Source organism: Stenotrophomonas mori (assembly GCF_023556335.1).
Classification (GTDB): domain Bacteria; phylum Pseudomonadota; class Gammaproteobacteria; order Xanthomonadales; family Xanthomonadaceae; genus Stenotrophomonas; species Stenotrophomonas mori.
On the sequence record NZ_JAIKTS010000004.1, the window covers coordinates 197,486 to 212,263 of the forward strand.

Consider the following 14,778-nt stretch of genomic DNA (forward strand, 5'->3'; position numbering starts at 1 on the left):
GCGACGACCCGGCCTTCACGGCCGTGGTCCACTGCTTCCCGTCCAGGATGGTGACCGGCAAAAACCGCCTGCTAGACTGTACGGCCTGCTCGCGAATCCCGCATTCCCTGCATGATATCGGCTCTCCCCCTGCTGCTCGCGCTGCCGCTGTCGATGGCCGCGCTCATCGCCCTGCATGGCCGCCTGTCCCGTACCGCGGGTGCCTGGCTGGCCGGCTCGGCACCGCTGCTGGGGCTGCTGTTGCTGGGCGCGATGACGCCGGCGGTGCTGGACGGCACGGTACTGCGCGCCAGCTGGGCGTGGCTGCCGCAGATCGGCCTGGACGCCACTCTGCGCCTGGACGGGCTGGCCTGGATGTTCACCGGGCTGGTGCTCGGCATCGGCGCGCTGGTGGTGCTGTACGCGCACTACTACCTGTCGCCGCAGGACAGCACGCGCCGCTTCTACAGCTGCCTGCTGCTGTTCATGGGCGCGATGCTGGGCATGGTGCTGGCCGGCAACCTGCTGCTGCTGATGGTCTTCTGGGAGCTGACCAGCATCAGCTCGTTCCTGCTGATCGGTTTCTGGTCGCACCGCAAGGACGCCCGCGAGGGTGCGCGGATGGCCCTGATCGTCACCGGCGGCGGCGGCCTGGCGCTGCTGGCCGGGGTACTGCTGATCGGGCGCATCGTCGGCAGTTTCGACCTGGACGTGGTGCTGGCCTCGGGCGACCTGATCCGCGCCAGCGCGCTGTACCCCTGGGCGCTGGTGCTGGTGCTGGCCGGCATCTTCACCAAGAGCGCGCAGTTCCCCTTCCACTTCTGGCTGCCGCACGCGATGGCCGCGCCCACGCCGGTGTCGGCCTACCTGCATTCGGCGACGATGGTGAAGGCCGGCGTGTTCCTGCTGGCGCGGCTGCATCCGGCGCTGGCCGGCAGCGAGCTGTTCTTCTACCTGGTCAGCGGCGTCGGCGCGGTCACCCTGCTGGTCGGGGCCTGGAACGCGATCTTCCAGCACGACCTCAAGGGCCTGCTGGCGTACTCGACCATCTCCCACCTCGGCCTGATCACCCTGCTGTTCGGCCTGTCGACGCCGATGGCGGTGGTCGCCGGCGTGTTCCACATCCTCAACCACGCCACCTTCAAGGCCTCGCTGTTCATGGCCGCCGGCATCATCGACCACGAGACCGGCACCCGCGACATGCGCCGCCTCGGCGGCCTGCGGCGGCTGATGCCGGTCACCAGCGCACTGGCGATCATCGCGTCGCTGGCGATGGCCGGCATCCCGCTGCTCAACGGCTTCCTGTCCAAGGAAATGCTGTTCGCCGAGGCCCTGGCCACCGGCGGCCCGGAGTGGATGCGCATGGCCATCAGCAGTGCCGCGCTGCTGGCCGGCGTGCTCGGCGTGGCCTACAGCCTGCGCTTCGTCCATGACACGTTCTTCGGCAAGGGCCCGCACGACCTGGAGACGGTGCCGCACGAGCCGCCGCGCTGGATGAAGGTGCCGGTGGAGGTGCTGGTGGTGATCTGCCTGGCGGTGGGCATCGCGCCGGCGCTGACCATCGCGCCGGTGCTGCAGGCCGGCGCGCAGGCCATCCTCGGCACCGCCATGCCGGCCTACAGCCTGTCGATCTGGCACGGGTTCAACCTGCCGCTGGCGATGAGCGCGCTGGGCGTGGCCGGCGGCGTCGCCCTGTACGCCGGCCTGCGCCGCCTCACCGACCTGTACGCCGCCGCCAACCGGCCGCTCGGCAAGCAGCTGTTCCACCGCGCCACCGACGCGCTGTTCGGCCTGGCGCAGCGCGTGACCCAGGCGCTGGCCAACGGCAACCTGCAGCGGATGCTGCTGGCGCTGGTGCTGGTGGCGATGATCGTGGCCGCGGCACCGTATGCGGCCTCGCCCGCGTGGCCGGCCTGGTCGGCGCCGCAGCCGATGCCGCTGCTGGGCTGGGCGCTGTGGCTGGTGATGCTGGCCTGCGCGCTGGGCGGGCTGTTCCTGCACCGGCAGCGCCTGCTGGCGCTGATCGTGATGGGGGGCGCCGGGCTGATGGTCGCGCTCACCTTCGTGTTCCTGTCCGCGCCGGACCTGGCGCTGACCCAGCTGATGGTGGAAACGGTGACCCTGGCGCTGATGCTGCTGGGCATGAACTACCTGCCGGCGCGCTCGCCACCGGAGCATTCACGCTGGCGCAAGCGCCGCGATGCGCTGATCGCCGTCATCGCCGGCGGCGGCCTGGCGGCCCTGGCCTACGCGATGATGACCCTGCCGCCCAACACCATGTCCGGCGAGATGCTGCGGCGCTCGCTGCCCGAGGCCTACGGCCAGAACGTGGTGAACGTGATCCTGGTGGACTTCCGCGGCTTCGACACCTTCGGCGAGATCACCGTGTTCGGCATCGCCGCGCTGGTGGTGCACGCTCTGCTGCGGCGCTCGCGCATGGCCCCGGAACAGATCATGCCCGGCCCGCCGATGAAGCTGCCGGTGCCGGCCGACCTGGCGCAGATCATGTTCCCGCTGACGCTGACGGTCTCGATCTTCCTGTTCCTGCGCGGCCACAACGCGCCCGGCGGCGGTTTCATCGCCGGCCTGGTGCTGGCGGTGCCGCTGCTGATCCAGTACGTGATCCAGGGCACCGCCTCGGTGGAGTCGCGCTTCGGCTTCGACTACATCCGCTGCATCGGCGCGGGGCTGCTGGTGGCGCTGCTGTCCGGGACCGCCTCGATGCTGTTCGGCGTCCCGTTCCTGACCAGCGGCCACCTCGACCTGCAGCTGCCGCTGGTCGGCACCGTGCCGCTGGCCAGCGCCATCGGCTTCGACACCGGCGTGTACCTGGTGGTGTTCGGCGGGGTGATGCTGATCCTGTCGATGATGGGCACCGTCAAGCCGTCGCGCACCCGCAACGCGCGCCATGGTGAAATCGACGTCCGCCGCCGTTCGGCCCGCACCGGGGAGATGCTCTGATGGAACTGGCCCTGGCAAGCGCCATCGGGGTCCTCGCCGCGGTCGGCGTGTACCTGCTGCTGCGCGCGCGCAGTTTCGACGTGATCCTCGGCATGACCTTCCTGTCCTACGCCACCAACCTGCTGATCTTCAGCGCCGGGCGCCTGGCCAGCGGCAAGGCCCCGGTGCTCAGGAGCGGGGGCACGCCGGACCTGGCGCGCTACACCGATCCGCTGCCGCAGGCGCTGGTGCTGACCGCCATCGTCATCGCCTTCGCCATGACTGCGGTCAGCATCGTGCTGGCCATGCGCAGCCGCAGCGACAACCACAGCGACCACGTCGACGCCCACGAGCCCGACGAGGGCCGGGGAGCCGGCGCATGAACCACCTGGCGATCCTGCCGATCCTGGTCCCGCTGCTGGGCGCCTCGCTGTCGCTGTTCGTCGAGCACCGCCGCTACGGTCCCAAGGTGCAGCGCAGCGTGGCCTGGGCCAGCCTGACGCTGCTGGCGCTGGTCGAGGCGCTGCTCATCGCGCGCACGTTCCAGGGCGAGGTGCTGGTCTACCTGCTGGGCGACTGGCCGGCACGGCTGGGCATCGCCCTGGTCGCCGACCGCCTCGCCGGCTGGATGCTGGGCACCACCCTGCTGCTGGCCGCGGCCTGCCTGCTGCATGCCTGCACCGGCTGGGACCGCCGCGCGCCGCACTTCCACGCGCTGTTCCAGTTCCAGCTGGTGGGCCTCAACGGCGCCTTCCTCACCGGCGACATCTTCAACCTGTTCGTGTTCTTCGAAGTGCTGCTGATCGCCTCCTACGGCCTGCTGCTGTCCGGCGGCCGCGGCCTGCGCATGCGCATCGGCCTGCACTACGTGGTGTTCAACGTGTCGGCCTCGACCGTGTTCCTGGTCGCGCTGGGCATGCTCTACGCCACCCTGGGCTCGCTCAACATGGCCGAACTGGCCCAGCGCATCGCCGAACTGCCGCCGACCCACCTGAAGCTGGCCAAGGCCGGCCTGGGCCTGCTGCTGGTGGTGTTCTGCGCCAAGGCCGCGCTGCTGCCGCTGTACCTGTGGCTGCCCGAGGCCTATGCGCGCGCGCCGGCGGCGGTGGCCGCGCTGTTCGTGATCATGACCAAGGTCGGGCTCTATGCGGTGCTGCGGATCGGCACGCTGTGGTTCGGCAGCGGCGCCGGCGCACTGGCCGGCTATGGCGCCGACTGGCTGCTGTGGGCCGGCGTCGGCACGCTGGCGCTGGGCGCGCTGGGTGCGCTGGCCGCCACCCGCCTGCGGATGCAGGTGGCCTACCTCGTGCTGGTCTCGGCGGCGACGCTGTTCATCGCCTTCGCGCTGGGTACGCCCGGCACCCTGTCCGCCGGCCTGTACTACCTGCCGCACAGCACCTTCACCGCCGCGGCGCTGTTCCTGGTCGCCGACCTGATCCGCCGGCGCCGTTTCCGCGCGGGCGAACGCGGCGACAGCGAGCTGGCCGCGGCGCTGCCGGACAAGACCCTGCCGGGCCTGCTGTTCGTGGTCGGTGCGGTGGCGGTGGCCGGGTTGCCGCCGCTGGCCGGCTTCCTGGCCAAGGCGGCCCTGCTGTCGGCAGTGCCGCCCATCTACACCACCGCGGTCTGGACCGTGGTGCTGGGCGGTGGCCTGCTGGTCATCATGGGCCTGGTGCGCAGCGGCATCCGCCTGTTCTGGCACGTGCCCGGCAGCGACGACGAGGCGCTGCCCGCACCGGCGGCGGACAACGAGCCCGAGCCGCCGGCGCGCCCGTTCGAGACCACCGCCACCGCACTGCTGCTGGCCTGCGTGGTGGCGATGAGCCTGTTCGCCGCGCCGTTGATGCGGCAGACCGATGCCATCGCCGCACAGCTGCTGGCACCGCAGGGCTACCTGGACGATGTCCGCGGCACCGCGCCGCAGGTGAGGCGTCCATGAGCGCGCGCCGTCCCCTGCTGCGCCGCCTGATCCCCTCGCCGGTGCTGTCGATCGCGGTGGTCGCCTTCTGGCTGGTGATGTCCTCCAGCCTCGACCTGGGCCAGCTGCTGCTGGGCATGCTGCTGGGCGTGGTGGTGCCGCTGTTCGCCGCGCGCCTGGACCGCGAGTTCGCCCGTATCGGTTCCCTCAAGCCGCTGCCCGGGCTGGTGTGCGTGATGCTGTGGGACATCCTGATGTGCAATTTCCGCGTCGCCGCGCAGGTGCTGGGACCGGAACGCCGGCTCAACCCGGGCTTCATCTGGGTGCCGCTGGACATCGGCAACATCCACGGCATCGCCGCGCTCACCAGCCTGATCACGCTCACCCCGGGCACGGTCTCGGCGGCACTGTCCGAGGACCGCCGCCACCTGCTGGTGCACGTGCTGCACCTGGAGGACCCGCCGGCCCTGATCGCCGAGATCAAGTCCCGCTACGAAGCGCCGCTGATGGAGATCTTCCCGTGAACGGACATCTGATTTTCCAGACCACGGTGGTGGTGTGCATGCACATGGTCGCGCTGGCGATGCTGCTGGCACTGTGGCGCCTGCTGCGCGGCCCCACCGTCCCCGACCGCATCCTCGCCCTGGACACGCTGTCGGTCACCGCCATCGCCGAGCTGATGCTGTTCGGCATGTACCTCAATTCGGCGATCTACTTCGAGGCCGCGCTGGTGATCGCCATGCTCGGGTTCTGCAGCACGGTGGTGCTGAGCAAGTTCGTGCTGCGGCGGGACATCGTCGAATGATGGGCTTCTTCCAGATCCTGCTGTCGGCGCTGCTGCTGTTCGGCAGCTTCTTCATCCTGGTCGGTGCGCTGGGCCTGATCCGCTTCTCCGACTTCTTCAAGCGCCTGCATGCGCCCACCAAGGCCAGCACCCTGGGCGTGGGCTGCCTGCTGGTGTGCTCGGTGGCCTACCACATCTTCCTCGGCGAGGATCCACAGCCGCGCGAGTTGCTGATCACCGTGTTCCTGTTCATCACCGCCCCGGTCAGTGCCCACATGATGGCCAAGGCGGCGCTGGCGCTGATGATGGAGACCCGCCCGGACGTGCCCGAGGACGGCGCGCGCGCGGCCGGCGACGACGGCGAAGCGCGCTAGCGGGCGGCGTCCGGGCCGGCGGGTCCGCGGCGTCCTGTCATGGCCCCTTCACCTGCGGCGGGCAGGCTTGCGACTCCGCGCCGCACGCCCCGCCGCCCATGCAACCGCGCAAGACCGCCCTCGCGCATGCCGCGCTGCAGGCCCATCGGGGCCCGCTGGACCTGCGCCAGCGCCGCGCCCTGATCCTGTGCGACGGCCAGCGCGGCCTCGCCGAACTGACCGTGCTGCTCGGCCACGACGCAGCGGCCCTGCTAGCACGGCTGCAGCGCGATGGATACCTGCATGCAGGGCAGCCGCCCGTGCCGCCACCGCCAGCCACGCCGCCCGCCGCGGCCCCGCGCCGCTCGCTGGTCGCCGCGCGCATCTACCTGCTGGACATGCTCGCCCTGCAGCGCGCCCCCGCGGCGACGCAGCTGCGCGAGCGGCTGCAGGCCACCCGCGGGGAGGCAGATACGCTGTACGCGCTGCGGCTGGTGCTGGCGCAGCTGCCGGCGATGACCTCCGGCGGCTATGTGCAGCGCGTGCGCGAGCGGCTCCGCGAGGTGCTGCCCGAGGCGCACCTGGCCGCGGTGCTGGAATCGCCGCGGCCGGCCTGAATCAGCCCTGCGGCGGTGCGAAGTGGCCGCGCAGCCCGCTCCAGCACGCCTGGTAGTCGCGCTGCCGGTGCCCGGCGGCGACGGCCTGCGCGGTGGGACGGATCACCCCCCGGGTCTCGAACATGAAGGCCATGGTGTCGGTGACCACGTCCGGGCGTGACAGGTCGGCGCTGGACGCCTTCTCGAACGTCGCCGCGTCCGGGCCGTGGCCGGTCATGCAGTTGTGGATCGAGCAGCCGCCGGGCACGAAGCCCTCGGCCTTGGCGTCGTAGGCGCCATGGACCAGGCCCATGAACTCGCTGGCGATGTTGCGGTGGAACCACGGCGGCCGGAAGGTGTCCTGCGCCACCAGCCAGCGTGGCGGGAAGATCACGAAGTCCAGGTTGCTGGTGCCCGGCGTGTCGCTGGCCGAATGCAGCACCAGGAAGATCGACGGGTCCGGATGGTCATGGCTGATCGAACCGATGGCGTTGAAGCGGCGCAGGTCGTAGCGGTACGGCGCGTAGTTGCCGTGCCAGCCGACCACGTCCAGCGGCGAGTGGCCGATGTCCGCGCGCCACAGCCGGCCCTGGAACTTGGCGACCAGCTCGAAGTCGCCCTCGACGTTCTCGTAGGCGGCCACCGGGGTCTCGAAGTCGCGCGGATTGGCCAGCCCGTTGCTGCCGATCGGGCCGAGGTCGGGCAGCTTGAGCAGCGCACCGAAGTTCTCGCAGACGTAACCGCGCGCCTGCCCGTCCGGCAGCTCCACGGCGAAGCGCACGCCGCGCGGGATCACCGCGATCTGCTGCGGCTCGACCTCGAGCACGCCCAGCTCGGTGCGCAGCCGCAGGCGGCCCAGCTGCGGCACGATCAGCAGCTCGCCGTCGGCGTCGTAGAACCAGCGGCCGCGCATGTCCGCGGTGGCGGCGTACAGGTGGATGCCGGCGCCGGCATGCGCCTCGGGCGCGCCGTTGCCGCCCATGGTGTACAGGCCCTCGACGAAATCGGTGGGCGCGTCCGGCAGCGGCAGCGGGCTCCAGCGCAGCTGGTCCGGCGACACCGGGCCGCCGCTGAAGTCGCCCTGCAGGCGGGGCTGCTCGAACGGGGTGAACGTCCCGTGCATCGCCGCCGGACGGATCCGGTACAGCCAGCTGCGGCGGTTGCTGCCGCGCGGCGCGGTGAAGGCGGTGCCGGTCAGCTGTTCGGCATACAGCCCATGGGCCACGCGCTGCGGCGAATTGCGCCCCACCGGCAGGGTGCCGGGCACCGCCTCGGTGGCGAATTCGTTGCCGAAGCCGGATTGATAAGCGTTGCTGACCATCGGGGCTACCTGCCTGTTTATGTTTTCAGAGGCCCTCGCCCTCCGGGAGAGGGGGTGGGGAGAGGGTACGACCACGCGTGATGCGTTCAATCTCTTCCAGTACTGCACCCGTCTGCAACAACACCTCGTTGTTCCAGAAGCGCACTACCCGCCTCTCCCGCGTCTGCGGATACCGGGGGCGCTCGGCGTCGATCTGCGCATCGTGCTGCGAACCACCCAGCTCAACCGCCACCGCCGCCTCGACGCAGCAGAAATCCACCACACACGGCGGCACGGGGGGCCGGCGCCTGAACGTGAAACCCGCCAAGCGGCCTGCACGCAGGTACTGCCATGGGCATCGCTCTGCCTCCGTCATCGCCCTTCGCAGGGACCTGGCGGCGCCGAGCGTGGCGCCGGGGAGAAGGCGCTTGATCGTCCTGATCATCCGGCATCCGTTGGACCCTGCGTCCCGCGGAGCCTGCCCTCGCCCCCACCCCTCTCCCGGAGGGAGAGGGGCCCTGAGCAAAAGCCTTACAGCACGCCGCGCTTGATCTGGTCGCGCTCGATGCTCTCGAACAGGGCCTGGAAATTGCCCTCGCCGAAACCTTCGTTGCCCTTGCGCTGGATGATCTCGAAGAAGATCGGGCCGATGCAGTTCTGGGTGAAGATCTGCAGCAGCTTGCGCTGCTTGGTCTCCGGGTCGGCATCGATCAGGATCTTGTTCCGGCGCAGGCGCTCCACGTCCTCGCCGTTGTCCGGGATGCGCAGGTCGACCACGTCGAAATAGGTGTCCGGCGTGTCCAGGAAGCCGATGCCGTGCGCGCGCATCGCCTCCACGGTGTCGTAGATGTTGTCGGTGAAGCAGGCGATGTGCTGGATGCCCTCGCCCTTGTAGGCGTCCAGGTACTCGTTGATCTGGCTCTTGGGATCGGAGGATTCATTGAGCGGGATGCGCACGATGCCGTCCGGCGCGGTCATCGCCTTGGACACCAGCCCGGTCTTGCTGCCCTTGATGTCGAAGTAGCGGATCTCGCGGAAGTTGAACAGCCGCTCGTAGTAGTCCGACCACTGCTGCATGTTGCCCAGGTACAGGTTGTGGGTCAGGTGGTCGATGAAGGTCAGGCCGAACCCCTTCGGGTTCTGCTCGGCGCCGGGCACCGGCTCGTAGTCGGCGTCGTAGATGCTGCCGGCGTCGCCATAGCGGTCCACCAGGTAGAGCATGCAGTCGCCGATGCCCTTGATCACCGGTGCCGGCACGGCGCGGGTGTCGGCCAGGTGGGCCACTTCCTCGGCACCGTTGTCCAGCGCCGCGGCCAGCACTTCCGCGCCCGGGCGGGTGAAGCGGATCGCGAAACCGCAGGCGCACGGACCGTGCTTGGCGGCGAAGTCGGCGGCGAAGGAGTCCGGCTCCTCGTTCACGAGGAAGTTGACGCCGCCTTGACGGTAGACGGTAATAGCACGCTGCCGGTGACGGAGTACGGCAGTGAATCCCATGTTCCGGAAATAGTCGTGCAGCTGGGCGCTCTGCCCGGCCGGTGCGGCGAATTCGACGAACTCGAAGCCGTCGATGCCCATCGGGTTCTCGAAGGTGGTGACCTGCATGCCCAGGTTGGGCGCGTTGGCTGCGGCGTGGACGTGGGTATTCATGGGGTTGCCTCCGGAAGCGTGGGCCGTCGCCGTTGCCGGCGGCGGGTAACAGGAAGACGCGCGGTGAACGCGGGTCAGGACCGAAGGTTATAGTTTCACATGAAACCACCATCAAGGTGCACTGCAGCATGAGCCCTCTCGATTACAGCAAGTCCACCAGCATCCGTGCCTCGCACGTACTGCTCGACCTCGAACAATTCCTGCCGTACCGCATCAGCGTCCTGTCCAACCGGGTCAGCGGCAACATCGCCCGGCTGTATGGCGAGCGCTACGGCCTGTCGATCCCCGAATGGCGCGTGATCACCATCCTGGCGCTGTATCCGGGGTCCTCGGCCAGCGAGGTGTCCGAGCGCACGGCCATGGACAAGGTGGCGGTCAGCCGTGCGGTGGCGCGGCTGCTGGAGCGGGGCTTCATCAAGCGCGAGACCCACGGAGACGACCGCCGGCGCTCGGTGCTGGCGTTGTCGGCGGCGGGCTTCGAGGTCTACGAGACGGTGGCGCCGCTGGTGATGGAAGTCACCCGCAAGCTGATGTCGGTGCTGACCGAGGAGGAGGAACAGGTGCTGGAGCAGCTGATCACCCGCCTGGCCGACGCCGGCCTGGCGCAGATGGTCCTGCCCGACTGAGGGCGCCGACCGGCCGCTCCGCGGCCGGCGGTCTCAGCATCCGGGCATGCGCCTGTCCGCTCCGGCGCCGCTCAGGGCGTCGCGGACGGTGGCGCCCACTCCCGCAGGAACGCGAAGAAACGGGCGCGGTCGTAGCCCTTGCCCCGTTCCAGCCCGGCGGTGGACTGCGAGTGCAGCAGCCGGCCCTCGGCATCGAGCACGAACAGGTGCGGATAGCCGTCGATGGCCGGGAAGCGCGCGAGGAACGCCGCGTTCTCGTTGTCCTCGCTGTAGTTGACCTTCATCCACACGAAGTGGGCGTCGCGGAAGCGGCGGATCTCCGAATCGCCCTGCATGAAGGCGTCCAGCAGGTGACACCAGGAGCACCACTCGCCCCCCACGTCCAGGACGATGCGCTTGCCGCCGCGCTGGGCCTCGACCTTGGCGGTCTCCAGATCGGCCACCGGATCGCGCGCGGGGTCGAACTGCACGTTCAGCGCGGCCAGCGCGGCGATGTCCGCGGCGGCCGGGGTATTGCCCGAGGCCACCGGCTGGCTGGTATCGGCCACCGGCGCCTTCTGCTCGGAGGTGTCCAACGGCTGCACCTTCTCCGGCGCCGCTGCCGGCGGCGGCGAACAGGCGCCCAGCGCCATGGCCAGCAGCAGCGGGAGTACGCCGGAGATCCGCTTCATCGCCGCTCCCTTACTTCACGCCGTGCATCAGTTTCTGCACCTGCGGGGCGATCAGGAGCAGCACCACGCCCGCGCCGAGCAGCGACCAGAAGCTTCCGGTGTAGCCCTTCAACGCCGAGTCGACGGTCATGCCGCTGTCGCCGCTGATCAGCGCGGCGAAGATGCCCGACAGGTTGTTGCCGATGGCCGTGGACAGGAACCAGCCGCCCATCGCCAGGCCCACCACCTTGACCGGGGCCAGCTTGGTGGTCATCGACAGCCCGATCGGCGACAGGCACAGCTCGCCGACGGTCTGGATCACGTAGACCATGAACAGGGTCCAGAACGGGATCTTGCCGGCGTCGTCGACCAGCGAGGACAGCGCGTACATCAGCAGCAGGAATGCCAGGCCGTTGAAGATCAGGCCCAGGCCGAACTTGCGCGGGATCGACGGATTGCGCGACCCCAGCGCCGTCCACAGCCACACGAACACCGGGCCCAGCGCCAGGATCGCCACCGAGTTCACCGACTGGAACCAGCCCACCGGGAACATCCAGCCGGACAGGTCGCGGTTGACGATGTTCTGCGCCAGGAAGTTGAACGAGCTGCCGGCCTGTTCGAAGAACATGAAGAACAGCACGTTGAACACGAAGATGATCAGCATGGCGATCGAGCGGTCGCGCGCGACCCGGCCCTCGCGGATGCCCTCCACCAGGATCATCACGCACAGCACGGTGAACAGCGCGCCGAGGATCCAGCCGAGGATGCCCGCGTCGATCGACAGCAGGCCGTAGGCCACCGGTACCGCCACCAGGGTGCCGACCAGCACCGCCACGGTCCGGCCGAAGCCGGCGCCGGCCGGCGCCGCGCCGACCACGCCGAGCTGGCGGCGGCCGATCCAGAACCACACCAGGCTGATCAGCATGCCCACGCCCGAGGCGATGAACACGTACTTGTAGGCTGGCATCGCCTCGGTGCCGAACAGCTTGTCGGCGAGGAAGCCGGTCAGTACCGGGGCGATCAGCGCGCCGGCGTTGATGCCCATGTAGAAGATGGTGAAGCCCGAGTCGCGCCGGGAATCGTTGATCCCGTACAGCTGCCCGACCATGCTGGAGATGTTGGGCTTGAACAAGCCGTTGCCGGCGATGATGGTCGCCAGGCCGATGCGGAACACCCGTTCGTCGGGAATCGCGATCAGGAACAGCCCCAGCGACATCACCGCCGCGCCGATCAGGATCGAGCGCTGGTAGCCGATGACGCGGTCGGCGACGAAGCCGCCGAACAGCGCCGCGGCGTAGACCAGTGCCAGGTAGGCGCCGTACAGCTTGCTGGCGCCGGCCTCGCTGTCGGCGAACTGGGCGACGACGTACAGCACCAGCGCCCAGCGGATGCCGTAGAACGCGAAGCGTTCCCAGAACTCGGTCATGAACAGCATCCACAGCGGACGCGGATGGCCGAGGAGGTTCTTGAACTCCGGCACGGGCGCCGGGGTCGTTGCGGAATTCGGCGCGGCAGCGCTCATGCTGGGATTCCCCCTGGTGATTCGTTGGGCAACGGACGGATGACATCGGCCGGAACCGGCGCGACGGGCGAGGATCACCGAAGCGCCGGGTTCGCGTCAAATGGGCCCCGGCCGCGCCGTGCGCGGGTCATCCGGTGGCCACGGCGGCCATCGCTGCGCCCGCCGCGGCTGAATGCGGCACCGCGTCAGTCGGCGGTTTCCGTGTCCGGCGGCGCTTCGCGCAGGCTGCTGCGCACCTCGAACAGCTCCGGGAAGAAGGTCAGCTCCAGCGCCTGTTTCAGGAAACCCACGCCGCTGGAGCCACCGGTGCCGCGGCGGAACCCGATCACCCGCATCACCGTGCGCATGTGCCGGAAGCGCCACAGCTGGAACTGGCTTTCCAGGTCCACGAAGTCCTCGCACAGCGAGTATTCGCGCCAGTAGCGGTCGTTGTCCTGGTAGATGCGCTCGAACACCCGGCGCAGCGCCGGATCGCTGATGTGCGCGCGGCTCCAGTCGCGTTCGGCGTAGCAGGACGGCACCGCATGGCCGAACCGCGAGAGGTAGCGCAGGAACTCCTCGTACAGGCTCGGCGCCTCCAGCGCCTGGCGCAGGCGCTCGCGCCCCAGCACATCGTGGTCGAAGACCGCCAGCATTTCCGCGTTCTTGTTGCCCAGCAGGAATTCGATGCAGCGGTACTGCAGCGACTGGAATCCCGAGGAGGGACCGAGCACGTCGCGGAAGCCCAAGTACTCGGACGGGGTCAGCGTCTCCAGCACCGACCACTGTTCGGTCAGCTGCCGCAGCACCTGCTTGCCGCGCGCCAGCACCTTGCGGCACTGCCACACCTCGTCGCGCTGCAGGAAGCCCATCGCCGCGCGCAGCTCGTGGTCCAGCAGCTTCAGCCACAGCTCCGAGGTCTGGTGCTGGATGATGAACAGCATCTCGTCATGGTGGGGCGGGCTGGACAGCGGCTGCTGCGCGGACAGCAGCTGGTCCAGGCGGAGATAGCCGCCATAGGTGAGCCTGCCGTCGAGATCGGTATGGATGCCGGCCTCGAGCTCACGCCGGTTCTGGTCTACGGTCATCTGCCTTGCCATGTGCGCGGGGCGCAAAGGGTAACGCAGCGCGCCCCGGTATCGGACCCGCGCGGCAACGGAATGCGAACACTTGCAGACGCAACCGGCGCGACAATGCACTACCCCACCACGATGTCGCTGAATGCGTAGCGCCAGCACGTCGGGCACGGCATCCCGCTGCATGCGGCGCGTTTTCGTGTTGCGGCGCAGGACGGCTTTTCCAGGCCGAGTCCTTACCATGTCGATCCCTATCATTTGAAACCATCTGTCCAAGGTGTTGCTGCAATGACGGTTTCCGCCCAGTTCCAGATCGAATACCTGCAATGCCTGGCTGCCGACGGCAGCCTGGTACGCGACGACCTGCCGCAGGCCCTGCGCGACCCCGCCACCCTGCTTCCGCTGTTCAAGCAGATGCTGGCCACCCGGGTCTTCGACACCAAGGCGGTGGCCCTGCAGCGCACCGGCAAGCTGGGTACGTTCGCCTCCTGCCTCGGCCACGAAGCCGCCCATGTCGGCATCGGCGCGGCGATGAAGCGCGGCGACGTGTTCGCCCCCAGCTACCGCGAGTACGGCTCGATGTTCATGCGCGGCGTGCGAGCCCGCGACGTGCTGATGTACTGGGGCGGCGACGAGCGCGGCAGCGACTACGACCGCGACAGCGACGCGGCCCGCGATTTCCCGATCTGCGTGCCGATCTCCACCCAGTGCCTGCATGCGGCCGGCTCGGCGCTGTCGTTCAAGCTGCGCGGCCTGCCGCAGGTCGCGGTCGCGGTATGCGGCGACGGCGGCAGTTCGAAGAGCGATTTCTACGCCGCGGTGAACTCGGCCGGGGCCTACCGGCTCCCGCTGATCCTGTGCGTGGTCAACAACGGCTGGGCGATCTCGGTGCCGCGTTCGGCCCAGACCGGCGCCGAGACCCTGGCCCAGAAGGGCCTGGCCGGCGGCCTGTTCTGCCTGCAGGTGGACGGCAACGACCTGCTCGCGGTGCTGCTGGCCATGGAGCAGGCCCGCGAACGTGCGCTCGCCGGAGAGGGCGGTACCGTGCTGGAGCTGCTCACCTACCGCCTGTCCGACCACACCACCGCCGACGACGCGCGCCGCTACCGCGACGACGCCGAGGTGAAGGCGGCCTGGCGCGAGGAGCCCATGCTGCGGCTGCGCGCGTACCTGACCGCGCAGGGCGCCTGGAGCGAGGCCGAGGAGCAGGCCTGGGTCGCCGAGTGCGGCGCCCGCGTGGACGAGGAGGTCAACGCCTACCTCAGCTGCCCGGTGCAGCCGGTCGAGGCCATGTTCGACCACCTGTATGCCGACCCGCCGCCGGACCTGCTGGCCCAGCGTGCCGCCGCCCTCGCCCTGGAGCCGCGCCATGGATGACTACAAGCGCGCCACCGGCATGCCCGCCGGC

At 69.5% G+C, this 14,778-nt stretch carries 15 protein-coding genes; 9 read left to right on the top strand and 6 right to left on the bottom strand.

What is annotated here, in order from left to right; translation table 11 throughout:
• Positions 1–111: 111 nt before the first annotated feature.
• The 7 genes from K5L01_RS12250 (at position 112) to K5L01_RS12280 (ending at position 6,591) form a co-directional block, all read left to right on the top strand.
• Positions 112–2,940: a monovalent cation/H+ antiporter subunit A gene (locus K5L01_RS12250; protein WP_250064784.1), complete on the top strand. Its 2,829-nt coding sequence runs from the start codon at positions 112–114 to the stop codon at positions 2,938–2,940.
• The gene (locus K5L01_RS12255) at positions 2,940–3,302 is read left to right on the top strand and encodes a Na+/H+ antiporter subunit C (protein ID WP_250064785.1); all 363 of its coding nucleotides are present in this window, start codon (positions 2,940–2,942) and stop codon (positions 3,300–3,302) included. The genes K5L01_RS12250 and K5L01_RS12255 overlap by 1 nt, the downstream gene beginning before the upstream one ends.
• Entirely contained in the window at positions 3,299–4,858 is a 1,560-nt protein-coding gene (locus tag K5L01_RS12260; protein WP_250064786.1) for a monovalent cation/H+ antiporter subunit D, read from the top strand. Before K5L01_RS12255 ends, K5L01_RS12260 begins: the two co-directional genes overlap by 4 nt.
• Entirely contained in the window at positions 4,855–5,361 is a 507-nt protein-coding gene (locus K5L01_RS12265; RefSeq protein WP_250064787.1) for a Na+/H+ antiporter subunit E, read from the top strand. Before K5L01_RS12260 ends, K5L01_RS12265 begins: the two co-directional genes overlap by 4 nt.
• Before the next feature lie 38 nt (positions 5,362–5,399).
• Complete coding sequence (locus K5L01_RS12270) at positions 5,400–5,642, top strand: K+/H+ antiporter subunit F (RefSeq protein ID WP_272494214.1); 243 nt, start codon at positions 5,400–5,402, stop codon at positions 5,640–5,642.
• Positions 5,639–5,995 carry a Na+/H+ antiporter subunit G gene (locus K5L01_RS12275; RefSeq protein WP_250064789.1) on the top strand — a complete coding sequence of 119 codons (357 nt, stop codon included), beginning with the start codon at positions 5,639–5,641 and terminating at the stop codon, positions 5,993–5,995. Before K5L01_RS12270 ends, K5L01_RS12275 begins: the two co-directional genes overlap by 4 nt.
• A gap of 98 nt (positions 5,996–6,093) precedes the next feature.
• Positions 6,094–6,591, top strand: coding sequence for a hypothetical protein (locus K5L01_RS12280; RefSeq protein WP_250064790.1), 498 nt, complete (start codon positions 6,094–6,096; stop codon positions 6,589–6,591).
• A 1-nt stretch (position 6,592) separates the two neighbouring features.
• Here K5L01_RS12280 and hmgA read toward each other — a convergent pair whose 3' ends face one another.
• The 3 genes from hmgA to hppD all read right to left on the bottom strand — a co-directional run bounded on the left by hmgA (position 6,593) and on the right by hppD (position 9,517).
• Positions 6,593–7,891, bottom strand: a complete 1,299-nt coding sequence (hmgA, locus tag K5L01_RS12285) for a homogentisate 1,2-dioxygenase (protein WP_250064791.1) — start codon at positions 7,889–7,891, stop codon at positions 6,593–6,595.
• A 25-nt stretch (positions 7,892–7,916) separates the two neighbouring features.
• Positions 7,917–8,315 (bottom strand): DUF559 domain-containing protein, encoded by a 399-nt coding sequence (locus K5L01_RS12290; protein WP_250064792.1) that lies wholly within the window; start codon positions 8,313–8,315, stop codon positions 7,917–7,919.
• Positions 8,316–8,401: 86 nt separating this feature from the next.
• A complete protein-coding gene (gene hppD, locus K5L01_RS12295; RefSeq protein WP_250064793.1) occupies positions 8,402–9,517 on the bottom strand; it encodes a 4-hydroxyphenylpyruvate dioxygenase in 1,116 nt (371 codons plus the stop codon).
• Between the two features lie 128 nt (positions 9,518–9,645).
• On the opposite strand from hppD, the gene K5L01_RS12300 reads away from it, so the two are divergent.
• On the top strand, positions 9,646–10,143 hold the full coding sequence (locus K5L01_RS12300) for a MarR family winged helix-turn-helix transcriptional regulator (protein WP_250064794.1): 498 nt from the start codon (positions 9,646–9,648) through the stop codon (positions 10,141–10,143).
• A gap of 71 nt (positions 10,144–10,214) precedes the next feature.
• On the opposite strand, the gene K5L01_RS12305 is transcribed toward K5L01_RS12300, so the two are convergent.
• The 3 genes from K5L01_RS12305 to K5L01_RS12315 all read right to left on the bottom strand — a co-directional run bounded on the left by K5L01_RS12305 (position 10,215) and on the right by K5L01_RS12315 (position 13,382).
• On the bottom strand, positions 10,215–10,814 hold the full coding sequence (locus tag K5L01_RS12305; RefSeq protein ID WP_425603889.1) for a thioredoxin family protein: 600 nt from the start codon (positions 10,812–10,814) through the stop codon (positions 10,215–10,217).
• Positions 10,815–10,824: 10 nt separating this feature from the next.
• Complete coding sequence (locus tag K5L01_RS12310; protein ID WP_250064795.1) at positions 10,825–12,315, bottom strand: peptide MFS transporter; 1,491 nt, start codon at positions 12,313–12,315, stop codon at positions 10,825–10,827.
• 185 nt (positions 12,316–12,500) lie between these two features.
• Complete coding sequence (locus tag K5L01_RS12315) at positions 12,501–13,382, bottom strand: tryptophan 2,3-dioxygenase (RefSeq protein WP_250064796.1); 882 nt, start codon at positions 13,380–13,382, stop codon at positions 12,501–12,503.
• A gap of 276 nt (positions 13,383–13,658) precedes the next feature.
• Here K5L01_RS12315 and pdhA point away from each other — a divergent pair, with 276 nt between their 5' ends.
• Entirely contained in the window at positions 13,659–14,747 is a 1,089-nt protein-coding gene (gene pdhA, locus K5L01_RS12320) for a pyruvate dehydrogenase (acetyl-transferring) E1 component subunit alpha (RefSeq protein WP_250064797.1), read from the top strand.
• Positions 14,748–14,778: the final 31 nt, after the last annotated feature.